The sequence below is a fragment of the Paenibacillus sp. Y660 genome, assembly GCF_057221575.1.
In genome coordinates this window covers 15,333-40,463 of sequence record NZ_JBXBBJ010000021.1, presented here as the reverse complement: position 1 = coordinate 40,463, position 25,131 = coordinate 15,333, and the positions used below count along the sequence as shown (strand labels likewise).

Here is a 25,131-nt window from a genome sequence, read left to right as displayed (position 1 = left end):
TCCCTCCCGTACTATTTTTATTCGTGAAAAAATGGTAAGTTAGGAAACTGCGAAGGTTGAAAATTATATGTCAAAAGGATATTTTTGTCTAAAGGTTTAACCGTTTCCAGATGACTGCCCTTTTTCATTAGAGTACATGAAAAAGAACCTTCAAATCCACTATAAAAGTGGAAATGAAGGTTCTAAAAGCCCAAAGGTTATTCAACAAGATTACTTAGTGACCCTCACATATCCAAAATCAGGAATCAATGCTCCTGCCTTATCTGACAATTGCTGATCATTGTCACCGTTTACCTTTGTATATTGAACTTGTATGACGGACCCCGTCTCAACAGCTTTCTTAAAGATCGAAGAATATTGGTCTTCCAAATCAATAACCAGTACATTCTTATCCGTCCCGTCTGCTCTTACGATGAAGCCTCTTAGCGCATATTGTACATTGTCAACCTTCAGCGCAAGCCCCGCCGCATTAAATCCTTTGTTGTTAAAAGTAAAACCGTCCGCAAAAGTTAATTTGAGCTCGCCATTTGAATAAGCTGCTGATGGAGTGCCCGGTGCTGAAAGCTCCGTTACTTTATTTGATACGAGTTCATTCGGATAATTATCCAAAGCCCAATTCTTTAAGCCTGTGGTGTTTACTTTCACAGTAGTAGTACCAGTTGGAATCGGTGAATCGAATTTCAGTCTGTAAGAAATGTGACCCGTGTTGTAACCATAATAAATTGAATCAGGCGTGAAATTACCTTCATTCTTAACACTAACTGTAAATAAGGATTTATCAACTTGTATCACAGTATCTTTCGGATTCCAACCAGGAACGATCTCGATAATCATCGACTTTCTGTCGAAAGTGATGGTGGTGCTTTCAATCCATTCTTCATAATGGATAACCGACCTGTTTGTATAAGCTACCTCTTTGTTTTTCGCATCTGATTTGTCTTGAATAGCATTTCCAGTGTAGGATAGTTGTAGATTCCCTTTATTGGCTTCCGTTATCCCGCTAACCTCGAGTTTCACGTAGGAAGACACAGCGCCTCTTTGATCTGGATAATTGTATAAGGTGACATTATTTACGATGCCATTATTCAACGTATAATCCGTCGTTTCCGGTTTACTGTTTAAATCAATCCATTCACGATAATAAATATAAATGGCATTCAAGTCATCGTTAATGAACTTGCTATATGAATTTGGAGGATGCGTATCAAGGGAAACTACTGTCTCTTGATCGAACAGAATCGTCGTCACAGCGTTGGACGTATAGTTCTTGCCTGTGTCCTGTATGACAAATTCCACACGAGCAGTTCGATTTTTTAAGGTAACGCCTGTATCAAATTCCTGTAATTGATTGACCTTAGAGCTGTCGATTCTAAAATATGGCCACTTTTCTACCGCGTATATGTGATCATCTTTTCCTGCATGCCCTTCCAGTACCGCCTTCACACTGGACTCCAAAGTACCATTTATCGCATTAACGACCATGAATACATCTGCAGGAGCATTCAGCTTATAGCGAACCCAAATCGTTCCGTCCTTCACATAGGCTTGTGGGTAGCCCTCTACAAAGTACGGGTCAACAAAGTCGCCTAATTCCACATTATCCGCAGCGTTTGATCTTACAATTATGGAATACACTTTTGTACCCTTCGCTCTTCCACTAAGAGTTACTGTCAATTCTACGGATTGATCGTTCTCGGCATCTCTTGTCACAACCCCATCCTTCGAGATGATCGCCGTATTGTTTGTTTCCCAAGCAAGCGTTATGCCAGAGAATGCAGACAAGGATGTCATAAGATTCAAATTAGAAATAATACTATTTAGATTCTTATTGCTTCCCAAAAACGCTGCATCAATGGCTGCAAATACTTCATTGTTGCTTACTGGCTTCACAACAGGTCCGAATGGAGCACTTGTAACAGAACCGCCTACTTTTATGTGATCTGCGGAAACGACAACACGGATAAATTGTCCACTGTCTTCATTCGTCAGTTCATATTTAGAAGCTGTAGCGCCTTCAATGACGGTATAAAGTCCGTCCGCGTTATCCGATCTTAACCACTGGTATGTCAAATTATTGTTGGCAGCCGTACCTTCATAATGTACATTGGCAGCCGTTAATTGTACTCCAATGGTTTTCTCGCCGGTGATTGGTTCAATTGCTGTGATATAAGCTGTTCCCTCTGGTATATAAACAACAACTAGAGTGGTGTCAGCATAGCTATTGTGCGAGAAAGTCAGTTTAAAGCGTTGAATAGACTCCGGATTGCCTGTATTCATTTTCAATACAAAGCTTCCATCCTTAGATCCTTCAGCAAGAGCAGCGCCGAACGCAGGCTCGTAAGTGCCAGCTTCACTTGTTACGAGTGCAGTAATTCCCGTTGTGTCTACAATTGGATTGCCTTCTCTATCCTTTAACGTGATGACAGCATACGCAAACTTGCCTGATGGGTACTCCGATTGCTGCATAGCTTTCTCTGCAACAACCATCGTTTCAAAATAGTTGTCTATATAGACAGATTCTACGACTGACTTAAGAGACAGCCTACTACTATTCGTGATGATCTCATCATCGATAGCTGCATTCTGTTCAATAACGGAGCCTTCATACTTCGAAAGAGCAACAGTTATAGCAGGTTTGCTAACTTTGATGACTACTTGAGCAGATTTTCCCCCGTCTTCCGTCGTTGCCTTAATCGTCTTTGCTCCTTCACCAATAGCTGTAACCAAACCATTCTGATCAATGGTTACGACATGCGTACTGTTGTCTTCTACTTTCCAGTTCAACTTCTTGTTAGTAGCATTACTTGGAGTAAACGTTGTGGTAAGCTGTTTTGTTTCACTGACATTAAGAGATACATTCTTCTCATTAATAGAGATGTCCGCAACGGAAATCGTAGAATTATCGTTGCCACCAGCACCAGCACCAGAAGATCCTCCACCAGTAATAGCGCCATTGCTTTCAGTAGCTGGTGTAATGGGTTTATTGTTAACTGCAGCAGTTGTGCCGTTTTCAGTCGTTATCTTGCTAATAACTGCATTTCCTTTAATATTCGTATTTACTCCCGCAACCAGTTCATTTATTTTTCCGTTTGCCGTAATTTCAGTTGTGGCAGAATGATTGGTGACTTTGTTGAAATTACCATCGAGAACAACAGACTGACCCGCTAAAACATCAGCCGAAATTTCGACGCTCTCAAAGCCTCCGCCAACAAGTTCTTTCGTAACAAGCAATGCTCCGCTTTCCAATTTCGTAATGGAGACCGACGTGCTACCTGTCGCCAAAATGCGAACTTTACCGTTATATTTGTTAACGACGAGAGCGCCTTTCACATCAACACTGTTGAAAATAATGGAATGCTCGCCGCCGCCATGAACATATACGGAGCCCGTAACGTCTACATTATTAAGAGTGACTTCGCCCTCGCTAACACCCTGCGAAATATAAAGATCACCCGATATTTTCATATCTTTTAAAATGACTCCAGCCGTATTTACAACTAGATTTCCATTAACATTCTTTGAATACTCGCCTGATTTGGCAATCAAATCTTGAATAAAATTATTGAAAATCGTTACTGCTGCCGCTCTAGTCAAAGGAGCAAGCGGCTTAAACGTCCCGTCCGGCTGGCCGTTGATAATTTTTTTGGACACAAGCGCTTTAACGGCGCCTTTTGCCCACCCAGCTATATCATTCTCATCTTTAAAAGATGTAGCAACTGAGCTGTTTTCGATATTAAATGCTTTGGAAATGAGAACCGCCGCTTCCTGACGGGTAATCTTCTTATTTGGCAACGCTTTTCCGTCAATGCCGCTCATTACTCCGGCCTTATTTAACTTCACAAACGTATCATAATACCATTGATTAGGGTTTAGATCTGAAAACGTATTTCCGCCTGTTTCTATGTATTTCATAATATTGTTAATCATTGTAGAGAATTCAGCTCTTGTAACAGCATCGTTCGGCCTAAACTCGCCGTCATACCCCTTAACAACGCCGTATTCATTCCATTTATTCATGCTAGCTTGTGCCCAGTGCCCTTGTGTGTCCTTAAATGTTGCAGCCGAGACGGGTACAACAACTGTACTCATCAATACTAATACGACTATCACAAGTGAGCAAATTTTCTGGATTGATTTATTCATAGTTTAAATCTCCTTCTGCATATGATTCATTCTCAATCCGATATCATCTATCATTCAATGACTCTACCAGCCCCAAGTCTTATTGCCTATCAAATGAGTAGCCTGACTTAAGGGCAGCCTAGTTCTCTGCCTCCTTTGTGCCTATTCTATTTGAATTATTCGACAATAATCGGAAAAATATTACACTCGGACAGTATAACCTGAATCGGAAATATCTGCAATAAAGGTATTTTATAGTACTTTTCACCCAACGTATGGGTGAATTAACTCCCGGTACCAATTTTCTGACCACTAATAAATGATTGATAGATTTAACCATTCGGCAAATGTCAGCGGGATGGGAATAGCCTCTTTCATATGATCTACCAAATCCAGTAATAAAGACAAAGACCCTCAAGCCAACCCTTTCGCGGAGGCCTAAAGGTCCTTGGTTATCACTTATAGTCTCGGCAGTGAGATTTCCTAGGAGTCAGAAACAGCACGCAGCTTCAGCTAAGCAAACCCGACCTGAATGGCTGACAAGGTATAATCTCTCCTTATATTATATGATTTACCATTTCTAATTCAATTATAGGTGCGCCGTATTGTCTTATCTATATTTTTATATAATTGGTTAAATCTGTATATGTTAGGTAGCTTGTTTCTCCCTTAACCAGTACACCAAATAGGCTGTGTAGCTGTGCGCAAGAGCGGAGTTGCCTGTTCCTCTGCATTTCTTTGAGGACATGGATGCAATGCTCTTGACCCATCGACACTTTGATCATTTGGATAAAAGGGCCATCTCCGTTCTAAACAAGAGTATCCCTGTATTTTGCCAACCCGAGGATCAAGCTTTCTTACAAACCGCTGGATTCTTAACGGTACATGCGATTCATGATTCGTTTGTTTGGTGTGGCATTCAGATAAAACGGATTAAAGGGCAACATGCCAAAGGTGTCGTCGCCAAACTGCTCGGCCCGGTATCTGGATTCATTGTAAGCACTCCAGCGGACGGTTCGATTTATATTGTCGGCGACTGCATTTATACTCCTGCTATTGAAAAGGTATTCCAAGAGTCTCAACCAGATATTGCGATCATGAATACGCCGCGTGCACAGATGCTGTTAGGGACGATTATCACGATGACCGCCGAAGATATCGTTCGCATTGCGCAGTTGTCGCCAGCTACGAAGATCGTTGCCGTTCATATGGATGCGATTAGCCATTGTACTTTTAAGCGTCAGCATCGCAAAGTATTTCTGAAAGAACTAAGCCTTGAGCATGCTGCTATTGTTCCTGATGATGGAGAGGTTATTTCTTTCTAGGTTTCATACATAAATCAAGGCTAATTAGAAATTTTTCTCAATTTTATGTAAAGTATTATTGACATTGTGTATGTTTAATATTACATTATGTATATATAACCTTACCTAAGGTAAAGGTTAACGTACAGGGGGAATAAAATATGTCTTTTCAAGAAAAAAAGAATATCGTATCTTTAATTGGCACCACATTGATTTTTAGCTTCTATTGCATGTATGTGTTTCGAAAGTATCAAGATGCAGGGTTCGATCAGGCAGATACCTTCAGCTTTTGGGGGGCCGCGATCTTGATCTTAATCCCGGTGTCGATTGTAGCCAAAATTATCATTCATATTGTATTCAGCATCATCAACACAGTAGCAACAAATGAAAAAGAGCCTTCATTTACTGATGAGCTGGATAAAATAATTGAATTGAAAGCCACAAGGACTTCTCATTATGTGTTTACAATCGGCTTTCTACTAGCGATGGTTTCGCTGGTCATGGATATGTCCCCCTCAGTAATGTTCATCATATTTATTTTCTCAGGCTTTGTGTCAGAGTTGGCTGGAATATTCACACAGCTCTATCATTATCGGAAAGGAGTCTAAGATGGCCAAATGTCATATCAGCAACAACATTCGAAGCTTACGTTTTAACCATGATGAAATGACCCAACAACAATTGGCTGACAAAGTCGGCGTGACCAGGCAAACAATCGTAGCTATCGAAAAAGAAAAATACTCCCCTTCTCTGGAATTGGCTTTTCGCATCGCTCTCGTCTTCAACTTAAAATTGGAAGAGATTTTCTCTTTTGAAGAACAGGTATAAAGCAGTGATTTACAAGCCCATTCAGGAGGAATGCTTATGAAAGCTATTATTCGCGAAAAATACGGATCTCCGGATGTTCTTCAGTTTAAAGAGGTCGAGAAACCTGCTCCCAAGGAAAACGAAGTACGGATAAGAATTTATGCAGCAGTCGTAACACCAGCGGATTGTGCCTTTCGAAAGGCTGACCCGTTTATGATTCGATTTATTTATGGCCTTACAAAACCCAAACTTACCAAACAAGGCGTCGAGTTTGCCGGGGAAATTGATGCAGTAGGCAAAGACGTGAAGTCATTTAAGAAAGGTGACCAGGTGTTTGGTATAAGTCCACATAGCTTTGGAGCACATGCCGAGTACATGTGTCTGCCCGAAGATAAAGCGGTGATAATAAAACCGTCCAATGCAACTTACGAGGAAGCCGTCGGCGTCTGTGATGGAGCAACAACCGCATTGGTTTTCCTTAGAGATAAAGCGAATATTCAGAGTGGACAAAAAGTTCTTATCAATGGCGCTTCTGGTTCGGTAGGCGCTTATGCTGTACAGCTTGCCAAATCCTTTGGGGCGGAAGTTACTGGAGTGTGCGGTACTACGAATGTAGAATTAGTGAAATCGCTCGGAGCCGACAAAGCAATAGATTATACGAAAGAGGACTTTGCCAAAAGCGGTCAGACCTATGACGTTATTTTCGACGCGGTAGGCAAAAGCTCATTTTCACATTGTAAAAGCTCGCTAAAGCAAAGAGGAATCTATCTCTCCACCGTTCCTGCACTCGGAACTATGCTTCAAATGTTGTGGACTTCAAAGATCGGCAGCAAAAGAGCCATATTTACGCCTGCGGGCTTACAGCAAAATAAAGAAAATTTAGCTTTCCTCAAACAGCTTTTTGAGGCGGGAAAAATAAAAGCAGTCATAGATAGACGCTATCCGTTGGAACAGACTGCCGAGGCTCACAGATATGTTGAGAAAGGGCATAAAAAAGGAAATGTAATCATCACCTTCGAACAGAATTTGTAGCTTGCATGTACGTGCATACTTCGAATTGAGAATGATCTAATCTTAATAGTTGACTGCTATCGTGAGTGAGTTCAAAAAGAACGACTAAAACACAAAATAAATTCATACCGCAGCAAAAAACCTCAGTCTGCTCAGATTGAGGTTTTTACTGTATCCATGCTGTTGGAAGCACTCTTTGGTTTGCCGGCTAGGCTACTTTTGCAGAAGACGTTTCAGTTCTTCATCCACACGTGCGCTGCGCTGCTCTTGTTGCTGATCACCGCCATATCTAACTGTGTCTACGCCGTAAGAACCTTTGGCAAGCTCGCTTTGCGCTTCCCATTCCATTACCTTCATTTCGATCCGCTCGAAGCCTCTTGCAGCTGAGCTTCCATGCAATGATTGCGCTACGCCTGGTGTTCCAGCAGTAGTCTGCTGTACACGGGAAATTAGCTCTGTACGCTTTCCTTGAAGGCGGACTTTCTCTTCCTTCAACGTCTGAACATGCTGTTCAAGGTCAAGCACGGCTTGCTTGGCAAGCTGCTGCAGCCTCATCGACTCTTCGGCTTGCTCCTGATAGAGGATCTTAGCCTCAAGCGCCATACGGGCATCAACCTCGCGGTCCGTAGCTGCTGCTTGCTCTGCTTTGCTTCCGTAGTAACCAACTTGCTCGTTCAAATCATTAAGCTTTGCTTGGAGCATGCGCTCCTGTACTTGCTGTTGTTCCATCCCGCGTTCCGCTTTTGCAATTTCCTCGTCTAAATCTCTCAAATAATGATTAAGCATCATAACCGGATTCTCGATTTTGTCCAACATCTCGTTGGCCGCTGCCTTCGTCATGCTAACTACACGCTGTAAAATTCCCATTTTTTCATCTCTCCTCGAGTTGTATTAAGTCGCAGTCTAATAGCTGAAATGATTTGCCTTTGGCACAAACAACGTAGTGATAAAGTACCCCAGTATTACTGCTCCACAGCTAAAGAGCGCCGCAATAACGACCAGCAGTCTGATAATAGTTGGATCTACACCTAACCATTGACCGATACCTCCACAAAGACCTGTAAGCTTGCTATCCGTTGTTGAACGAAACAATTTTCTCATATTCAATCGCCCTTTCTTGTTCCTCGTCTATAGCTTTATTCTAGAGATAATCTTGTGTATGGGTAACGGTCCCCGGTCTGTTTTGCGAACTAGGCTTTTGGCGGGGACGATCTGCGACATCTGACGGGGAAGCGAAGAATGGATTTACCACGAGTTGTAGAAATGAAGGCTGTAAAGTTGCTTAACGGCTTAATAAAATGAAAGACTGCCTTGCAGCAAATCGCTTACATACTTGATTGCAGGTTGTTGCCCATATAAAAAAACCGCCCTGTTGCTGGGCGGTTACTAAAAATACAAATATGTATTCGGGATTCGGTAAAACTAGAAATTGCCCGAGAAAAGGTGATCTAAGCAGCAATGATTCCATTAGTACGCAGTGCAGATTGAGCATGTTCATCCGCTGGATGGTATCCTTTTTTCAACAATTCTTTAATATATATTTTGTTATATATAAAGGAAAATACGATTCCTGGGATCCATGCTCCCAATCCCGACGTGAATACTCCAACTGCTGCCGAGATAATAAACATAATTACAGCCCACTTCAAATCGCCCCTGAATAGAGCTGGGAAAAACCCAAATAAGAGCGTAGTCCAACTGAACCCGACTTTCACTTCTTTCAATCCACCCGCAGAATTCATCAATCTTACATGCATAAGTATAATCCCCCCTATTAATAAATGATTTCCCAATTCTATCATAATTGTAGGTATAAAGCATCGTTTTTTTCGACACATTTTTTAAAAAATAGGAAAATAAGCATAGGACGTTAATTTGAAACTGCCAAGCTTAGATTCTGGACAATTATGTTAATTTCCATTGACATGGATTAATGGATTAGTGTACTATTTCACTAGTACAATATTTCATTATTCAAATTCAAATTAAGGGGAGATTTTAATGTCCGCACGGGCAGCCTTATTCAGAAAGGATTTTCAATTGACAAGAACTGTTTTTTTCATAGGGCTTGTCATTAACTTCTTGGTTTTATTATTAACGTTGTACGCAGAGGAGATAAAAAAATGATTTCAAACAGAAAAACCGCAATCATTGTCGGGGTGTTATTTATACTAGCGGCCGTTTCGTCAATTGTAGGTCTCCTTTTATACGATCCTATTCTAAATGGTCCGGATTACCTGACTGCAGGCTTTGAAAATAAAAACCAGGTGCTGCTGGGAGCTCTTTTTGAGTTAATTCTTGTCTGCTCAGCTATTGGCACTTCAATTATGCTGTTTCCCCTATTAAGAAAACAAAATGAAAGCATAGCTCTTGGGTATGTCTGCTTTAGGTTTCTTGAAGCCATTATTATTACGGTTGGCATTGTCAGCGTACTATCCCTATTGACCTTAAGTCAGCAATTTGTAGAAACAGCCGCATCGAATGCTTCCTCTTTTCAAACCTCAGGTACATTATTAAAGGCCGTACATGACTGGACCTTTATGCTTGGACCTAATTTTATGCTTGGCATAAACACGATGATGTGCAGTTATTTGCTCTATAAATCAAAACTCGTTCCACGATTTATATCCGTCATGGGTCTTACTGGAGCGACACTCATTTTTATCGCAGCCTTGTTAGAAATGTTCGGTATTATTCTTCAACTTTCAACATGGGGAGCCATTTTGGCGATTCCAGTAGCTTCTTATGAAATGACTTTAGCGGTATGGCTCATCGTTAAAGGATTCAATTTATCTGCCTTCGCTTCTGAGTCGTCAAAAACGAGCAAGCAAATAGTAGTAAACCAAGAAATACAATAATTCGTTATTCAAATTCAAATTAAGGGGAGATTTAAATGTCCGCACGGGCAGCCTTATTCAAAAAAGATTTTCAATTGACAAGAACTGTTTTTTTCATAGGACTTGTCATTAACTTCTTGGTTTTATTGTTAACGTTGTACGTGGATATGAATACGGGTGACAACTTATACCTATTCATCCCCTTGTTAGCTGCTATTTTGCTCCATGTTTTTTATCTTCCGATTATCTTGTTTATCAGCTTGAAAACAGAGGCCGATAAGCTGCATCTCTGGCTGCATAATCCCCGACCGGCAGCCGCCCTGCTCCTGAGTAAAATTTTGAATGGAATGGCCATGATGGCTGTATCTTTAGTTACTCTATATTTGATGGCGGGATTGCTGATTATTTCAAAGTTCCATTTAATTGAAGCGTATTGGACGGATACCTTGAAGGCGGCATTGTTGGTTTTTGCTCATCTTTTTATAATCTCTATTATGATCAGTACCTTCGTGATCCTCTTATGGTCCATATACCACGCACTTAAATATAGAATTGGACGTTGGACCTGGTTAGCGCTTCTTGGCGCGGTCATCATACCTAGCTGGGTAGGTGCCTTATTCGATTCCTCTAAACCATATCAATTATTAACGCAGTGGATAAGCTTGGAGATGAATTTTCCGACATTCTCTATAGAGCCTATACCCGCCTATGCGGGAGAATATCTGTATCACTTTATTTTTACCATTGGACTATTTTATTTGAGTGCCTGGATCATTGACAGGAAAGTTGAGGTGTAACGATGGAATGGATGAATTTAATACTTCAAAACCAATCTATCTGCAATTGGCAGATCGGATCAATCGACTAATAGTTAGCCAAGAATTAAAAGCAGGCGATAAGCTTCAATCTGTTCGCGATATGGCGTTATCCTACAACGTCAACCCGAACACCATTCAGCGTACTTACAGCGAGCTGGAGCGTGAGGGCATTTTGGAAACAAGAAGAGGTCAAGGAACTTTCGTAACAGAAAATGAGGATCGACTGATCAAGCTGCGCGGGAATTTGAAAGAAGAACAGATTCTAACGTTTGTTCAGGTCATGCAGGAAATGGGATACAGCTCACATGAAATGATCTCAGGACTACAGAACCATTTAAACAAAATGGATAAAGGAGATGCGTAATGTGATTGAATTGACTAATGTTTCAAAGACGTTTATGAATCGTCCTGCAATTAGGAACATTTCATTGAAGCTCCCCTTGGGTAAAATCATAGGCATTGTGAGCGAAAATGGCAGTGGAAAATCAACACTTTTGAAGCTTATTGCAGGACTTTCGCAGCCGTCGAGCGGTACCATAACCGTTAATGGAGAAATGGCGAATCGAAGAATCAGCAGGCTCGTTTCTTACTTGTCAGGGCATGATTCCTTCTATTCCATATTCACAGTAAGAGAAGCGCTGGCCTTTGAGGCTTCGCAGTTTGCGGACTTCAATATGGCTAAGGCTGAAGAAATCATGAAATATATGCAGCTAGACCCAGATAAGAAAATCAAAGAGCTTTCAAAGGGAAATCGCAGCCGATTAAAAATCGTGCTTACGCTAGCCAGAGAAGTACCTTACCTTTTAATGGATGAACCGTTATCTGGACTTGATCCGATGGTGCGTCAATCGATCGTGAAGGGAATGATATCGTATATTGATTTGGAATCTCAGACATTAGTCATGACCAGCCATGAGATAACGGAAATCGAATCCATATTAGATAGCTTTATTGCCATCAAAGACGGGTCATTGATTAGAATGACTGACGTTGAGGAATTACATGAATCAGAGGGTCTCGGCATAACGGAGTGGATGAAGAAGACTTATGTCTAATAATACCGTGAAACTTATCACTATCGTTCAAGAAACGGAGAGATAATCAATGAAAGCAAACAAAAATATTGCAAGAATTGTGGGAGTATTATTCATAATTGGGACGCTTGCGGGTATTTTAAGTGTTGTTTTTACAGGACCTATTCTAGATGCTCCGGATTATCTGATTGAAGTTTCTGCAAATGAAAACCGAGTGATCATAGGAGCTCTCTTTCTGTTAGTTATGGGATTTTCGCTTGCTATGATTCCAGTTATGATGTTTCCAATCTTAAAAAAACATAATGAAGCCTTGGCTCTTGGGTATGTTGTGTTCAGAGGGGGGCTTGAAACCGTCACCTATATTGCCATTGCAATCAACTGGCTATTACTAATATCAGTTAGTCAGGAATATGTAAGCGCAGGGTCACCGGATGCTTCATATTTTCAAACTTTAGGCACTATATTACTAGAAGCAGTTGATTGGATTAATTATAATTTGAAAATCGTTTTTATTCTAGGTGCTCTGATCTTCTACTATTTATTGTATCAAACAAAACTCATTCCTCGATGGTTGTCAGGTTGGGGTCTCATTGCAGCCCTATTGTATTTAGCCGCAGGCTTGTTAATCAGTCCTGATTCGATGAGCCAGGCTGTTTTGATGCTTCCGTTAGGCTTGCAAGAAATGGTTCTAGCGGTATGGCTGATCGCTAAAGGATTCCATTTATCTGCAATCCGTTCGGAGTCGGTAGAACCGAAGCAATGAGCTAATAGCAACACACCTATCATAAGGAGGTCCTAAAATGAGAGCAATTGTAGCAACAAAATACGGATCACCTGAGGTTCTTCAGCTCAAAGAGGTCGAAAAACCTACGCCTAAAGACAATGAATTATTAATAAAAGTCTATGCGACAACTGTAAACGTCGGGGACTGTAGAATGCGAAGCTTTAACGTCCCTCCCATGTTCTGGCTTCCCGGTCGAATTGCTTTAGGCTTTAGAAAACCAAGAAATCCGATATTCGGAATGGAGCTTGCCGGTGAAGTTGCAGCAGTCGGCAAGGATGTAACACAGTTCAAGCCAGGTGACCCGATTTTTGCATCGACCTTCAAGGTGAAATTTGGTGCTCACGCCGAGTATAAATGTCTGCCCGAGGATGGGGCTGTGGTAAAAAAGCCGAACAATATGACCTATGATGAAGCTGCTACTCTTTCTGTTGGAGCACTTACCGCTCTGTATTTCCTCAAAAAAGGCAACATCCAGCCCGGAAAGAAAGTCTTGATCAATGGCGCATCGGGAAGTGTAGGCACTTTTGCGGTGCAGCTTGCCAAGTACTTTGGGGCAGAAGTCACCGGTGTATGCAGTACCCCGAATATAGAACTGGTAAAGTCTCTAGGAGCAGATAAGGTCATTGACTACGAGCAAGAGGATTTCGCGAAAAACGGCGAGACCTACGATATTATTTTTGACGCGGCAGGCAAGACTACCTTCTCACCATGCAAAGGCTCGCTGAAGAACAAAGGCTATTATCTGCATACGGCAATGGCGGGGTCAGAGCTTAAAGCGCTGTGGTATTCGATGACAACAGACAAGAAAATCATCGGCGGGACAGCAGTCCCAAGCAAAGAAGATCTTGTATTTCTCAAGGAGCTTTCGGAAACGGGCCACCTGAAAACCGTTATTGACCGCTGCTATCCGCTGGAGCAAATCGTAGAGGCGCATCGGTATGTCGATCAGGGCCGCAAAAAAGGAAATGTAGTTGTTACTTTGAGACATAATAATAAGATCTAATATTTTCAGCGTAAGTTTGGTGAAAAATGATTTATTCAAACAGCAAATAGGTCGGAAGCTGCTCGAAAGAGTGAGTATACCGGCCTTCTTTGTGTCATGTTATTGTCCCGTAAGTTTTTACTCCATTTAATTCTCAATGAACTCTCACTCCTTTTTTTTGTTTTTGTCTCGTAATGCAAAAAAGACTATAAACAAAGAAACAACAGATATTACTATTGCAAGTATTTTCTTCAAAAGAACATTTTCATTAAATATATTGCTAAACGAATCTAGCAACAAAAAAATAGAAACAATAAACAATATAATTTTAACCGGTTTATTCAACATTTCTCCCTCCTAAACCATTTTTTTGCCCTTACCTCAAGACAGCGAACCTTTTTTCTTCATCTGTCCTCCTATGTTTATTATTTAGGTGAATGAAGATATGTATGAAAGATGCCTAATAAAAGCAGATCGTATTTTTCATGCGAGGGATCGACTAACTTAAAATTCGCTTTTGGCGGGATTGTTAATGTTTCTTTCCATTCCGCCACTACTTTGCCATCCAGTGTAATCTTTCCCCAATCCATCAGAGGTTTGCTTAGCTGATAGCTTTTACTTTCGAATTCAAAACTCGTTTTTTCCCCCAGATCAAATCGTTTCTTATCTATTAAATGGATTTGGGACGAATCGTTATCATGATAATATCTAATTAAATACTGTCTTCTCTTTATAAAAGACCTAACCTGTTTGGCCTCAACTTTTAAGTTTCCCTCAGCATCAGTAACTCTGTAATCGGCAAAAAGATTCCCTTCCATAAAAATATCAAGAATTTTCATTATAGGGTTCGGATACGTTCTTCGAATGCAGCCAACAATTTGCCCATGCTCATTCGAAACTTCTGCCTCCTGCGCGGAGGAACGATTATATAGTCTATAAGTATACACCTCGTATCAATTCCTTTTAAATTAATAATTTCATTTTACTTTATCTTTCTTTATCAATGCCATTTTATTTGGTCCAAAGAAAACTCCAACTATAGGATTCTTTTTAACAAAATGACTATCGAATTGGACTTATTCACGAAAGTAATGGTTTAATATAAGCGGGCTAGGAAAATATGAGGATGAACAATTCGAGGAGGAATGGCCAATGCCGACGGTTCAAGTAGAAGGAAGAGACGCGATTCAGGCAGCTGAAGGTACGAAGCTCGTGCTTGCTTTAGAGGATAACGGGATCGACATCCTGCACAGATGCGGCGGCAATGCCAAGTGCACGACATGCGCTGTAGAGGTGCTCTCTGGGAATGCGGGCGAGATGGAAGAGGCAGAAGCGACAGTCCTCCGTAACAAAGGAATCGAGGACGCCGCTATCCGGCTATCTTGCCAAATTCGGCTACATAGTGACGTAACGGTACGGCTTATCAAGACAGCGACTTCTACAGGCTTGGAGCCTGGCACTCGTCCCCAAGAGTGATCGATCCACTTCTTTGTAGCGATTTACGGTATTGGAGAAAAAAACGGACCAGATGCAGTAAATACTGCATCTGGTTTTTTTTTTGAGAATTTAAACTCACTGTTTTTACTAGATACGACTTTTGGTTTTACTCTTCTCCCCTCGCCACCGGTACAGCCTTTTATGCTCTTGTAGGCGCGACCCTATACGAGGCTCTTCCGTCCGAGTCTTGTGTCCCCTCGTGAGGCGATAAGCCCCATCCGAATGAAAGGACGGAAGCTAAACGCTGCGCTTCAGCTTCAGACAAGCAGGCGATGACCGCTTCGTTGTCCGGCTCCAGGATAAGCTCCGCTTCTTGCTTCAGCGCGACGAGTATCCAGCTGTGAATGCCGCGGATCGTGTTGTACTTGATTTGATAGCCGTTCTTCACAGCTTGCGCGAAGGTGTCCGCGTTCTCGTTCGCCAAAGCGGTTAAAGCGGCGTAATCGAAATGGAACTTGCTTTTATCCGTAGGCAGATTGCCGACCTGAACTCTGCTAATGAGCTCATCATTCGACCAGTCGTATGCCTTCAGCGATTCCAACATCAGGGCATCCCATTGCGATAGTTTCGTATTGGTCTTGAATCTGTCAACCATTCGTGATCTCTCCTTTGTGCTCTGCATGCGAGCAGCTCGATATGCAAAAGACTGCCCCGGTCATCATCGATAACCGGAGGCAGTCTCTTGCCATTATTAAAATGTTACTTGCTCGCTTTGTAGGCGTTTAGGAATTCTTTCACTTTCGCCGGATCGGCTTTCAGCTCCAGGCCGGTATCGACAAGCGGGCTAAGCGTGGAAACAGCTTTGAATTTATTGCCGTTGTAGAAAGACAAGATCTCGTCCTGATTGATGGAGTAGAGAACGGCTTTCCGAAGGTCGGCGCTTTCTGCTACTGGACGGTTTTTCGTATTGAACAGCAAGTAAGAAACAGCGTTGCTCTGTACCGTTTGAAGCGCCAGCTTGCTGTCGCCCTTCACGACGTCGAATTTTGTCTCGGATACGCCGTAGTAGATATGAATCTCGCTGCTGCGAAGCGCGGACAAGCTGCTGTCTGCGTCTTTGATGAAGCGGATCTTAATATTGGCGATATTCGGCTCATTTTCCGTGCCAGTCATATAAGCTGGGTTTTTGTAGAAGATCGCCTCGTAATCGTTTTTGGAGGACAGGATGTAAGGACCGCTCGTATACAATGTATTGTTGTACGCGCTGCCTTCCGTTACCGTGTTTTGGTCGCCGTAAGGAATATCTTTGTTCACGTCGAATTTAGCCACGTCGTACGTATTGATGCTCTCTACCTGTTTCTTGGACACGATGCCTGCCGATTGGTGAGCCAAATAGTTCAGCACTTGAGGGAAAGGCTCAGTCGTCGTAAGCTTAACGACTTGGTATTTGCCCTCTTTGTTGTTCGCTTGCTTCTTGTCCGATACGAGTCCGGATATTTTTGTTCCAAGGCCTTGCTCAAGAGCGGATTTCACGCTGTCGCTGCCGCCGGAGAGCTTAACAGCTTCCAGTGCTGCGGCATCCGTCACCAGCTCGACGTTTTTGATATGCTCGTGAAGAGTGAACGTACGGTGGTCAGGCACGGAGTTTTTGTCCTTTGCGCGGTTCAGCGAGAAGATGACATCGTCAGCACCAACGCGTTCGCCTGTATCTGCTGCTAGCTTGTTTTTGATTTGGGCAAAATTGATATTGTCTCTTAGGATGAAGTAATAGTCGGAATTGCCTTCGGCAATGGCATGATTGTATGACAAGGAGCCTTCCGAAGTGATTTTATCGTCATCTGTCAGGTTCACTAACCGAACGTACATATTCGTATTGATAATATTGATGGAGCCATCGTTGCCTTTGATCGGGTCAAGCGATGTCAGCGTCGGCATAGTCGACTGAAGCACTAGCGCATCCTTACCGCGCTTCGCTGTGTCTTTAAAGTCGACGTCCTCCCACGGAAGCGAACGGGACTTCGAGATGCGTACGGAGTCCTTGTTCAGTACGTCCTGGTTCAAAGCCTGTGCTTTAAGCGAGTTGTACAGCGGCACGATATAAGCTTTGTCGAAGACGAGCTTTTGATCGAATTGCTTGTAAGTTTCCGTGTACTCTTCTGGCGTTTGAGCACCGGCGGCATCAATCAAAGTATCGATCTCTGGATCGGCAAGGATGCTGTAGTCTCCGCCTGTCTTGAAAAGCGAGCGAACCGCGTAGTCGGGATTGCCGGTAACGGTAGTCCAGCTGGACAAGGCGATGTCATAATTGCCGGCGTCCTGCTGCGATTTGAAGCTGCCGTAATCGGCCTGTACATTCAATTTAACGTTAAATCCGTTTTTTGCAAGCTGGTCGCGAACGATGTTAAGGTCAGCCTCGTTGGAGCTCATGCCAAGCAGCTCTATGTCCACCGGATTGCTGTCGACGACAGCTTCCGTTCCTTGCGTTGGCGATGGCGATTCCGCCACGTCGTTTTTAGTCGTTAATTTGCAGCCGCTGAGCATAATCGAAAGGCTGATTAGCAACAAAGCGGCGAATTTGCCTTTGTTCTTCATGGTATTCTCCTCCTGGGTTATCGTTATCTTGTATGTTAACTCACATTCAGTAATCGTCCGTTCATGTCTCGCAACGTAGAAGTCGATGGAATATGAATGAGGTTAAAAAAAAGGGATTGAAGCATTAATCCAGCTTCGGATCAAGCGCGTCGCGCAAGCCGTCGCCAAGGAAGTTGAACGAGAGCACCAGCGCGATAATCGCAAGTCCCGGATAAACGGCCGTAAAGGCATGCGTCTCGAGATAGGCGCTTCCGAGCTTTAAAATGTTGCCCCATTCCGGAATATGCGGCTCTACGCCGAGCCCCAAATAGCTCAAGCTGCTGGTCGAAATAACCGCGGTGCCAATCGTCAGCGTAGATTTTACGATCATGGGTGCGATGGAGTTGGGTACGATATGCTTGAACAAAATGGTCCGGTCGCTTGCGCCGAACGCCCTGGCGGCCTGTACATGTTCCAGAGTGGAAACGAGCATGACATTCGCTCTCATCGTCCGGGCATACGTCGGTATCGCGCCTACGCTCAATGCCAGTATTAAATTGACGGTGCTTGCGCCGAATGCCGCAATAATGGCAATGGCAAGCAGAATGCCCGGTATCGCATAGAGGATATCGAGTATTCTCATAATGATGTTGTCCGTGTGCCGCCCGTAATAGCCGGAGACCGCACCCAGCACGCCCCCGATCAGGACGGGTACGAGCGTTGACAATAGACCGACGGCCAATGAAATGCGTGCTCCGAAGACGATACGCGAGAACAGGTCTCTTCCGAAGTTATCCGTTCCGAGCGGATAGGCCAGCTCAGGAGATTGAAGAATTAAGCTGTAGTTGTTCTCGATCGCAAGGCCGTAATCGAAGGTTAGATAACTGGTTATGGACAATGTGAGCAGGAACAAGATGAAGAGCAGTCCCAGCATGGAAGTCGAGCTTCTCGACAGCCGCTCCACGACCTCCCCCAGCTTGGAACCGGATGTATAGCCCTTATCCCGCAGCTTGGCAATCAGCAATAGTCCAAGGAATAAAGCGAACAAATTGCCGGACACCGAAGTTAAAATAAGAATGCCGGCAACTAATCCCATCCAGCGCGGCATAACCGCTTTCTCCGCGTACTTGGCAACCAGGAGCAACGCTGCCAGCTGCAGGATCGCGGCAACGATCAGCAGGAACATGCCTATTAGGAAGCCGTTAGCCACATAGGGCTTGAACAGGTTGAGGGCAGACACCGCGAATACGAGCAAGGTCGTAAGCAGCGAGTAAACGGCTAGCGTGTAGGCCGCGCTTTTTTTCTGCTTAATGAGCTGGAATGCAGTAGTTGCAACGAACACGTTCGCGGTTAGAATGCTTAACAGCAGCACATAACCTAGCAGCCTTGTGGAACGTCTAATCGCGCCGAACCGGATAAGATCGCTTCGAATGAGCGCCCATACCGCCAGCTCAAGCAGCGCGAAGGCGAAATACGCAATGCTTACGATGAGTACTGCTGGCTTAAATGACCCGTCGCCGGGAACATAACTGTTTAGCAGAAGAACAAGCGCCAGAGCCAGGGATACGATGCCGGCGAAGCTCGCTTGGCCGTATTCTTGGCTTGATTTCAGCCTGAACCTGACTTCTTGCTTAGTGATAGTAGAATTCGTCAAGAGTAGCACCTGCTTTAGTATTGTTTCATTTTCGAACGGATTCTAGGATCAAAAAACGCATACAGCAAATCGACGATAACGTTCACGATCGAAATGGTAATGGCTGTATAGACGACCCCGCCCATCACGCTAGGAATGTCAGGAATGAATTGTTTGTCCACGATATAACTGCCTATACCGCTAATATTGAAAACTTTCTCCGTAACCGCCGCTCCGCCGAGCATACCGCCGAACTGCAGGCCGATGACCGTGATAATCGGGATTAGCGCATTGCCTATGGCATGCTTCCATATCACATGCTTGCGGGCAAGCCCTTTTGCCCTGGCGGTCGTAATGTAATCCTCATGGATGACCTCCAGCGTCGATGAACGTGTCATGCGGGCTACGGCAGCCGTTAGACCAGTACCGAGAACGACGATCGGCATAATCGCGGACAGCCAGTTTTCGGGGTTATACGTTGCAGGCAGCCATGGCAGCTTAATCGAGAAATTCAAAATAAAAATAAGAGCCTGCCAAAAATTCGGGATCGATAATCCGAGCAAGGCAATGAACATAAAGCTATAGTCAAAAAAAGAATTAGGCCTCGTAGCCGAAACAATGCCGATTGGCAGAGCGATTAAAACGGCGATCAGCGTCGAGATAACCGTTAACGTCAGCGTCACCGGAAATTTACTCGCGATAGCTGCGGTCACGTTCTCGTTGCCTGCGAAAGACTTGCCAAGATCGAAAGTAAGGATGCCTTTAAGCGTGTCCCACAGCTGGACAAGATAAGGTTGATCCAGACCGTACAGATGGTTGAACGCTGCGATTTGCTCGGCGGTCGCTGTCTCGCCTAATAGATTAGCCGCTGGATTCATCGGCGATATATATAGGATCGTAAAAACGAGAAACGCAACTCCGAAGATGACGAATATAGCCATCACCAATCGTTCCGCAACGTATTTCAAATAAGGCATAGAGTAGATTGCCATTAATAGATACATAGGGAAACCGATAATTATCGATAATGCAAAAAAGGCCGGATTCAAGGCTAACGCATGATATGTATCGCCAAACGAAAACTTCAGTCCGCTCTCGCCGGCAAGCCGTTTCTCCAGCTCATGGCTGAACGTTTCATTGAATTTGATCTCAGCCATCCGACTTGCTTCCAGTTCGGTCTGCTCTGCGCTGACGGTTTGCCCGAAGAAACAGTGCTTGCGAATAAGCTGTTCCTTAGCTTCGAGCACCAGCTTATCCCGGTACCCGGTCGCAAGCAGCTTGTTCCTCGTCTCCTCGGCGATAGCTTTGTAGCCGTACTTGGATTTTCGATATTGATGAACGCCATACACGATTACGGATACGGGTGCTCCTAGCAGCAATATGAGCAGACTGTAGGCCGGATGTAGTAACATTTTGCGGTAGATGGCGGCAATATGATCAACAAAGCCATTACCCGTTGCAGTTGCATGCCCTTTCAAGCTAGTCCGCTTCCTTTCATTCTAGTAATTTTAAATTGCATTATCCCGATCAATATAGTAGATTTTATTTTAAGTATTGGAATATGTCAATAACTTATAAATTGTCCACTTACTTTTTTTCATTATACATGATATAAGGAGTATGAAGTAAAAACAATCATTACACTCATTGAAAATTATTGGAAAACCACAGAATTGCAGGTGCATATATGGATATATTATTGCAAGTTAACGATTTATCTGTTTCTTTTTTTACACGTGACAAAGAAATAGAAGCAGTCCGTCATGTCAGCTTTGAAGTCCGTAAAGGCGAGACACTGGGAATCGTAGGCGAATCCGGAAGCGGCAAAAGCGTTACCGCTCGTACGATTATGAGACTCCTGCCCTCTCCTCCTTCCATGGTGAAAAACGGCGAGGTGCTTTTTCAGGGCCAAAACCTTGCCTTTAAAACCGACAAAGAAATGGAGGCCATACGCGGAAGGGATATCGGGATGATCTTTCAAGATCCCATGTCCTCCCTTAATCCGACGATGCGAATCGGCAATCAAATTGAAGAAAGCTTGATCAAGCATCGAAAGCTGGACAAGAAGCAAGCCCGGACGGAAGCGATTGAGATGCTGAAGCTCGTAGGCATTCCGAACAGCGAAGCCCGCTATCATCAGTATCCTCATGAATTCTCTGGCGGGATGCGTCAGCGGGTCATGATCGCTATTGCGTTAGCGTGCCGCCCATCGCTGCTTATTGCGGACGAGCCGACAACGTCACTTGACGTTACCATACAAGCACAGATTCTTAACCAGATGAAGGATATTCAGAAGCAGCTCGGTACCTCCATCATTTTAATTACGCATGACCTCGGTGTCGTGGCCGGCATGTGCGACCGCGTCGTCGTGATGAAGGACGGGGAAATCGTCGAGACGGGGTCAACGGAGCAAATTTTTGCAAATCCGCAGCATCCATACACCGTTAAGCTTCTCAACGCATTGCCGCGCCTCGACGAGAAGAAAAAACCGAAGACCGTTCCTGCTATCGTTCAGCGGGAAGAAGGCGTGCCTCTGCTGCAGGTTCGCGCCTTGAAGCAATATTTTGACATGGGAAAAGGACAGATTGTTAAGGCGGTTAATGATATCAGCTTCGATATACAGGCAGGCGAGACGCTTGGCGTGGTAGGTGAATCGGGCAGCGGCAAGTCGACGACCGGCCGCTCGATTCTCCGCTTAAATGAAGCGACGGGCGGTGAGGTGCTCTTCAAAGGCATTCCGCTCCAGCAATTAAACCGCTCGGAGATGAAGACGATGAGGCGGCATATGGGAATCATCTTCCAAGATCCGTACGCATCCCTGAATCCAAGACTCCGCATCATTGATATTATTGGCGAGGCGCTTGACGTGCATGAAATAACGACCACCAAGCGGGAGCGTCAGAGGCGTGTCGAGGAGCTGCTGGAGATGGTTGGGCTCGACCCGTCTCATGCCATGCGGTACCCGCATGAATTTTCCGGCGGACAGCGTCAGCGGATCGGCATTGCGCGGACGCTGGCCGTGGAGCCGGAATTTATCGTATGCGACGAGCCGTTGTCCGCCCTCGACGTTTCGATTCAAGCCCAGATCGTAAAGCTGCTGGAGGAGCTTCAGCAAAGGCTCGGCTTAACGTACCTGTTCATCGCCCATGATCTATCGATGGTGAAGCATATTAGCGACCGCGTCGCGGTGATGTACAAAGGGAAGATCGTCGAGCTGGCCGAAAGCGAGGAGCTTTACGCGAACCCGATCCATGCCTATACGAAGTCGCTGCTGGCGGCCATTCCGGTACCCGATCCCAAGGTTGAATCGCAGAAAAAGCTAGTGCCGCATGAGGAAGCTTCCAAAGCTGATCCCTATGGTCTCGAACACTCCGAATTCGTGGAAGTGAGAAAGGGGCACTGGGTAGCCGTTGCTACCGGCTAAGCAGGCAATTCTATTTAGAGCAAAAAAGAACCGAGACCCGCAAGATGTACTCCATCTTGCGGGTCTCGGTTTTATATAGGTGGGCTATGAAGCTACAACCACCATTACTCTCACCCAAGGCTAGTAACCAGATGCGATGTATTCAAATCTTGCATACTGCAATACACCTTTCGGCTCGTACTCTTCCCTCACCGCAACCGGATTCCCCTCATCAGAACTCCAATCACTCCAGCTGGCAACTAACTTTGCTATTGACCCAGAGCACTTCTAAATCGTCCAATGATACCATCCCCAAATAAAGCATCACCGCGATTACTTCTTCAGCAGAAGATACAGGAAGTAAGGTCCTCCTATGATCGCGACCATAATGCCAGCTGGAATGCCTGCCGGATCGACGAGATTACGCCCAACGGTATCGGCGAACAGTAGCAGCCAACCTCCCATCAGGACAGCGAGAGGGACGAAATATTGGTGGCGGCGCCCTACGATCGCCTTGGCGATATGGGGAGCCATCAGGCCTACGAATGCAATTCCCCCCGTGACGGATACCGCCGCAGCGGCAAGTGCAACGGCACTCCCGAGCAACAACAGCCGGTCCCGGTTGATGGAGACGCCCGCCCCCACGGCAACCACATCGTCCATTGCCAGCAGGTTAAGGGCGTTCGACTTGTATAGCGTGTAAGGAAGCAGGATCGCAAGCCACGGCAGCAGCGACCATACGAATGGCCAATCCGCTCCCCAAATGTTGCCCGCCAACCATTTCGCAATAAAATCGACCTTCCTGTAATCGGCCGAGGAGATCAGGACAATCATCAAGCCGGACAATGCCAGCGCGAAGCCTATTCCGACGAGTACGAGCTTAACAGGCTGCAGCCCTGTTGTTCTGGAATAAGAGAACAAGTAGATTAAAGCGGCCGTCGCCAGCGCTCCTCCGAACGCGACAAGCGGAAGCACATAAGCGAACGTCTGTGGATCGAGTGGAAAATAAAGAAAAAATGCCGAAATCGCCACGCCGGCTCCCGCGTTAATGCCGATGATGCCGGGATCGGCCAAGTCGTTCCGCGTAATACCTTGTAGGATTGCCCCCGACAGAGCCAGCGCCATGCCAGCCAACAACGTCACGGCAATACGTGGCATACGGATAGAGAACAACACGAGATTTTCCTTAGTCGTGCCATGTCCAAGCAGCGCCTGGAATAACCGTTCGAAGGAAACCGAACCGGAGCCGATGCTTATTCCAACAACGATCGTCACGGCTATGAGCAGCAGCATGGCAATGAAGACGACAACTTGCTTTTGCACCTTCGCATTCTTCAACATCATAGCGACTTCACTCCTTTACGCACGACGAATAAGAAGAACGGGAGTCCGAGCACCGCCATAATTGCCACGACCGGCGTCTCGAACGGCGCATTGAGCGTTCGGCCAAGCGTATCCGCCATTAGCATGAAAGTCGCTCCCCAAATGGCCGACATCGGAATGAGCGCGCGATAATCGGTCCCAAACAGTGCTCTTACCATGTGAGGAATCATCAACCCAATGAATGCCATGTTTCCAACGAGCGCGACGGCCGCACCGGCCAGCAATATAATTAGAATGTAAAATATAGCCTTCACGTATGCCGTTCGAAGCCCCAAGCCGACGGCGGCTTCTTCGTTCAAGCTTAAAATCGTGAGCTGCTTAGACAAAACCATAGGAACAAGAAGGGAACCGACGATGATGGGGCTAATCGCTTGAATCTGCCCCCACGTCGTGCCGATCAGCCCACCCGCTGTCCACATCGTCACGTCTTTGGACGTTTTGAACAAGAGACCGATTCCATCCGATATGGCATACAGAAATGCAGACACCGCCGAGCCGGCCAGCACGATCCGAAACGGAGACAAGCCGCCTTTCTTTACCGCTCCGATGCCGATTACGAGAAACATGCCAAGCGCAGCTCCGACGAAGCAGACGAGCATGATGCCGTAATAATCCATCGCTGGCAACAAGACAACCGCGAGAGAGAGCGCCGCTTTTGCTCCCGCGGTTAGTCCGAGAAGCCCGGGGTCGGCTAGCGGATTGCGCGTCAAGCCTTGCATGATTGCGCCAGCTATCGCAAGCGCTGCGCCGACAAGCACGGCCGCCACTTCACGCGGGTAACGGATTTCCCGGAGCATCGCGATTTTATCGTCCCCGCCTTGGTTAGTAAAGACAAACCAAAGCTCGCGCAAGGAAACATCCTTCGCGCCGAGCAGCATAGCGAGCGAGAACATGACCCCGAGCGCCGCCAAGCTGACTACGAATTTGATAGCAAAAGACTTGGGATGCCGACTGCCAAGCATGTTGTAACTCCTCCTTCAAGGTCATAACGGGCAAGAAGAAGAC

General features: G+C 45.0%; 23 protein-coding genes. 12 read left to right on the top strand and 11 right to left on the bottom strand.

The annotated features are described in order from the left end of the window. Positions 1-210: 210 nt before the first annotated feature. The gene (locus AC2TDN_RS20115) at positions 211-4,143 is read right to left on the bottom strand and encodes an S-layer homology domain-containing protein (protein ID WP_484689983.1); all 3,933 of its coding nucleotides are present in this window, start codon (positions 4,141-4,143) and stop codon (positions 211-213) included. A gap of 695 nt (positions 4,144-4,838) precedes the next feature. Here AC2TDN_RS20115 and AC2TDN_RS20110 point away from each other — a divergent pair. From AC2TDN_RS20110 to AC2TDN_RS20095, 4 genes are all read left to right on the top strand, one after another. After that, on the top strand, positions 4,839-5,447 hold the full coding sequence (locus tag AC2TDN_RS20110) for an MBL fold metallo-hydrolase (protein ID WP_484689982.1): 609 nt from the start codon (positions 4,839-4,841) through the stop codon (positions 5,445-5,447). A 140-nt stretch (positions 5,448-5,587) separates the two neighbouring features. Beyond that, positions 5,588-6,034, top strand: coding sequence for a hypothetical protein (locus AC2TDN_RS20105; RefSeq protein ID WP_482067796.1), 447 nt, complete (start codon positions 5,588-5,590; stop codon positions 6,032-6,034). Position 6,035: 1 nt separating this feature from the next. Continuing rightward, positions 6,036-6,254: a helix-turn-helix transcriptional regulator gene (locus AC2TDN_RS20100; RefSeq protein WP_482067795.1), complete on the top strand. Its 219-nt coding sequence runs from the start codon at positions 6,036-6,038 to the stop codon at positions 6,252-6,254. Positions 6,255-6,290: 36 nt separating this feature from the next. After that, a complete protein-coding gene (locus AC2TDN_RS20095) occupies positions 6,291-7,265 on the top strand; it encodes an NAD(P)-dependent alcohol dehydrogenase (RefSeq protein ID WP_484689981.1) in 975 nt (324 codons plus the stop codon). Positions 7,266-7,457: 192 nt separating this feature from the next. On the opposite strand, the gene AC2TDN_RS20090 is transcribed toward AC2TDN_RS20095, so the two are convergent. The 3 genes from AC2TDN_RS20090 to AC2TDN_RS20080 form a co-directional block, all read right to left on the bottom strand. After that, positions 7,458-8,111, bottom strand: a complete 654-nt coding sequence (locus AC2TDN_RS20090; protein WP_484689980.1) for a PspA/IM30 family protein — start codon at positions 8,109-8,111, stop codon at positions 7,458-7,460. A gap of 36 nt (positions 8,112-8,147) precedes the next feature. Beyond that, entirely contained in the window at positions 8,148-8,345 is a 198-nt protein-coding gene (locus AC2TDN_RS20085; protein ID WP_482067790.1) for a PspC domain-containing protein, read from the bottom strand. A gap of 347 nt (positions 8,346-8,692) precedes the next feature. Continuing rightward, positions 8,693-9,001, bottom strand: coding sequence for a DUF2628 domain-containing protein (locus AC2TDN_RS20080; protein WP_482067789.1), 309 nt, complete (start codon positions 8,999-9,001; stop codon positions 8,693-8,695). A 366-nt stretch (positions 9,002-9,367) separates the two neighbouring features. On the opposite strand from AC2TDN_RS20080, the gene AC2TDN_RS20075 reads away from it, so the two are divergent. The 6 genes from AC2TDN_RS20075 to AC2TDN_RS20050 are packed head-to-tail and all read left to right on the top strand — an operon-like array spanning position 9,368 to position 13,720. After that, the gene (locus AC2TDN_RS20075) at positions 9,368-10,102 is read left to right on the top strand and encodes a DUF4386 domain-containing protein (RefSeq protein WP_482067788.1); all 735 of its coding nucleotides are present in this window, start codon (positions 9,368-9,370) and stop codon (positions 10,100-10,102) included. 35 nt (positions 10,103-10,137) lie between these two features. Next, positions 10,138-10,878 carry a hypothetical protein gene (locus tag AC2TDN_RS20070; RefSeq protein ID WP_484689979.1) on the top strand — a complete coding sequence of 247 codons (741 nt, stop codon included), beginning with the start codon at positions 10,138-10,140 and terminating at the stop codon, positions 10,876-10,878. A gap of 7 nt (positions 10,879-10,885) precedes the next feature. Next, positions 10,886-11,263 carry a GntR family transcriptional regulator gene (locus AC2TDN_RS20065; protein ID WP_482067786.1) on the top strand — a complete coding sequence of 126 codons (378 nt, stop codon included), beginning with the start codon at positions 10,886-10,888 and terminating at the stop codon, positions 11,261-11,263. Position 11,264: 1 nt separating this feature from the next. Next, complete coding sequence (locus AC2TDN_RS20060; protein WP_484689978.1) at positions 11,265-11,954, top strand: ATP-binding cassette domain-containing protein; 690 nt, start codon at positions 11,265-11,267, stop codon at positions 11,952-11,954. 49 nt (positions 11,955-12,003) lie between these two features. Continuing rightward, positions 12,004-12,696, top strand: a complete 693-nt coding sequence (locus AC2TDN_RS20055) for a DUF4386 domain-containing protein (RefSeq protein ID WP_484689977.1) — start codon at positions 12,004-12,006, stop codon at positions 12,694-12,696. A 37-nt stretch (positions 12,697-12,733) separates the two neighbouring features. Further along, positions 12,734-13,720 carry an NAD(P)-dependent alcohol dehydrogenase gene (locus AC2TDN_RS20050; protein ID WP_484689976.1) on the top strand — a complete coding sequence of 329 codons (987 nt, stop codon included), beginning with the start codon at positions 12,734-12,736 and terminating at the stop codon, positions 13,718-13,720. 404 nt (positions 13,721-14,124) lie between these two features. On the opposite strand, the gene AC2TDN_RS20045 is transcribed toward AC2TDN_RS20050, so the two are convergent. Beyond that, on the bottom strand, positions 14,125-14,646 hold the full coding sequence (locus AC2TDN_RS20045; RefSeq protein ID WP_484689975.1) for a tubby C-terminal domain-like protein: 522 nt from the start codon (positions 14,644-14,646) through the stop codon (positions 14,125-14,127). A 205-nt stretch (positions 14,647-14,851) separates the two neighbouring features. Here AC2TDN_RS20045 and AC2TDN_RS20040 point away from each other — a divergent pair, with 205 nt between their 5' ends. After that, positions 14,852-15,175 carry a 2Fe-2S iron-sulfur cluster-binding protein gene (locus tag AC2TDN_RS20040; RefSeq protein ID WP_484689974.1) on the top strand — a complete coding sequence of 108 codons (324 nt, stop codon included), beginning with the start codon at positions 14,852-14,854 and terminating at the stop codon, positions 15,173-15,175. 160 nt (positions 15,176-15,335) lie between these two features. Here the strand turns inward: AC2TDN_RS20040 and AC2TDN_RS20035 are convergent, their stop codons facing one another. The 4 genes from AC2TDN_RS20035 to AC2TDN_RS20020 form a co-directional block, all read right to left on the bottom strand. Then, the gene (locus tag AC2TDN_RS20035) at positions 15,336-15,791 is read right to left on the bottom strand and encodes a hypothetical protein (RefSeq protein ID WP_484689973.1); all 456 of its coding nucleotides are present in this window, start codon (positions 15,789-15,791) and stop codon (positions 15,336-15,338) included. 104 nt (positions 15,792-15,895) lie between these two features. Then, positions 15,896-17,728 carry an ABC transporter substrate-binding protein gene (locus tag AC2TDN_RS20030; protein WP_484689972.1) on the bottom strand — a complete coding sequence of 611 codons (1,833 nt, stop codon included), beginning with the start codon at positions 17,726-17,728 and terminating at the stop codon, positions 15,896-15,898. Between the two features lie 124 nt (positions 17,729-17,852). Further along, positions 17,853-19,361, bottom strand: coding sequence for an ABC transporter permease (locus AC2TDN_RS20025; RefSeq protein ID WP_484689971.1), 1,509 nt, complete (start codon positions 19,359-19,361; stop codon positions 17,853-17,855). A 14-nt stretch (positions 19,362-19,375) separates the two neighbouring features. Next, the gene (locus tag AC2TDN_RS20020; RefSeq protein WP_484689970.1) at positions 19,376-20,818 is read right to left on the bottom strand and encodes an ABC transporter permease; all 1,443 of its coding nucleotides are present in this window, start codon (positions 20,816-20,818) and stop codon (positions 19,376-19,378) included. A gap of 209 nt (positions 20,819-21,027) precedes the next feature. Here AC2TDN_RS20020 and AC2TDN_RS20015 point away from each other — a divergent pair, with 209 nt between their 5' ends. Further along, entirely contained in the window at positions 21,028-22,764 is a 1,737-nt protein-coding gene (locus tag AC2TDN_RS20015) for an ABC transporter ATP-binding protein (protein WP_484689969.1), read from the top strand. Positions 22,765-23,076: 312 nt separating this feature from the next. Here AC2TDN_RS20015 and AC2TDN_RS20010 read toward each other — a convergent pair whose 3' ends face one another. Both AC2TDN_RS20010 and AC2TDN_RS20005 read right to left on the bottom strand, forming a co-directional pair. Then, positions 23,077-24,084 (bottom strand): FecCD family ABC transporter permease, encoded by a 1,008-nt coding sequence (locus AC2TDN_RS20010; protein WP_482067870.1) that lies wholly within the window; start codon positions 24,082-24,084, stop codon positions 23,077-23,079. Then, positions 24,084-25,088 carry a FecCD family ABC transporter permease gene (locus AC2TDN_RS20005; RefSeq protein WP_484689968.1) on the bottom strand — a complete coding sequence of 335 codons (1,005 nt, stop codon included), beginning with the start codon at positions 25,086-25,088 and terminating at the stop codon, positions 24,084-24,086. The genes AC2TDN_RS20010 and AC2TDN_RS20005 overlap by 1 nt, the downstream gene beginning before the upstream one ends. Between the last annotated feature and the right edge of the window lie 43 nt (positions 25,089-25,131).

What these genes read in the sequence shown, in the direction of transcription:
- AC2TDN_RS20115 (WP_484689983.1), bottom strand. Translation starts at nt 4,143, where the DNA reads ATGAATAAATCAATCCAGAAAATTTGCTCACTTGTGATAGTCGTATTA.
- AC2TDN_RS20105 (WP_482067796.1), top strand. Translation starts at nt 5,588, where the DNA reads ATGTCTTTTCAAGAAAAAAAGAATATCGTATCTTTAATTGGCACCACA.
- AC2TDN_RS20100 (WP_482067795.1), top strand. Translation starts at nt 6,036, where the DNA reads ATGGCCAAATGTCATATCAGCAACAACATTCGAAGCTTACGTTTTAAC.
- AC2TDN_RS20095 (WP_484689981.1), top strand. Translation starts at nt 6,291, where the DNA reads ATGAAAGCTATTATTCGCGAAAAATACGGATCTCCGGATGTTCTTCAG.
- AC2TDN_RS20090 (WP_484689980.1), bottom strand. Translation starts at nt 8,111, where the DNA reads ATGGGAATTTTACAGCGTGTAGTTAGCATGACGAAGGCAGCGGCCAAC.
- AC2TDN_RS20085 (WP_482067790.1), bottom strand. Translation starts at nt 8,345, where the DNA reads ATGAGAAAATTGTTTCGTTCAACAACGGATAGCAAGCTTACAGGTCTT.
- AC2TDN_RS20080 (WP_482067789.1), bottom strand. Translation starts at nt 9,001, where the DNA reads ATGCATGTAAGATTGATGAATTCTGCGGGTGGATTGAAAGAAGTGAAA.
- AC2TDN_RS20075 (WP_482067788.1), top strand. Translation starts at nt 9,368, where the DNA reads ATGATTTCAAACAGAAAAACCGCAATCATTGTCGGGGTGTTATTTATA.
- AC2TDN_RS20070 (WP_484689979.1), top strand. Translation starts at nt 10,138, where the DNA reads ATGTCCGCACGGGCAGCCTTATTCAAAAAAGATTTTCAATTGACAAGA.
- AC2TDN_RS20065 (WP_482067786.1), top strand. Translation starts at nt 10,886, where the DNA reads ATGGATGAATTTAATACTTCAAAACCAATCTATCTGCAATTGGCAGAT.
- AC2TDN_RS20055 (WP_484689977.1), top strand. Translation starts at nt 12,004, where the DNA reads ATGAAAGCAAACAAAAATATTGCAAGAATTGTGGGAGTATTATTCATA.
- AC2TDN_RS20050 (WP_484689976.1), top strand. Translation starts at nt 12,734, where the DNA reads ATGAGAGCAATTGTAGCAACAAAATACGGATCACCTGAGGTTCTTCAG.
- AC2TDN_RS20040 (WP_484689974.1), top strand. Translation starts at nt 14,852, where the DNA reads ATGCCGACGGTTCAAGTAGAAGGAAGAGACGCGATTCAGGCAGCTGAA.
- AC2TDN_RS20035 (WP_484689973.1), bottom strand. Translation starts at nt 15,791, where the DNA reads ATGGTTGACAGATTCAAGACCAATACGAAACTATCGCAATGGGATGCC.
- AC2TDN_RS20030 (WP_484689972.1), bottom strand. Translation starts at nt 17,728, where the DNA reads ATGAAGAACAAAGGCAAATTCGCCGCTTTGTTGCTAATCAGCCTTTCG.
- AC2TDN_RS20015 (WP_484689969.1), top strand. Translation starts at nt 21,028, where the DNA reads ATGGATATATTATTGCAAGTTAACGATTTATCTGTTTCTTTTTTTACA.
- AC2TDN_RS20010 (WP_482067870.1), bottom strand. Translation starts at nt 24,084, where the DNA reads ATGTTGAAGAATGCGAAGGTGCAAAAGCAAGTTGTCGTCTTCATTGCC.
- AC2TDN_RS20005 (WP_484689968.1), bottom strand. Translation starts at nt 25,088, where the DNA reads ATGCTTGGCAGTCGGCATCCCAAGTCTTTTGCTATCAAATTCGTAGTC.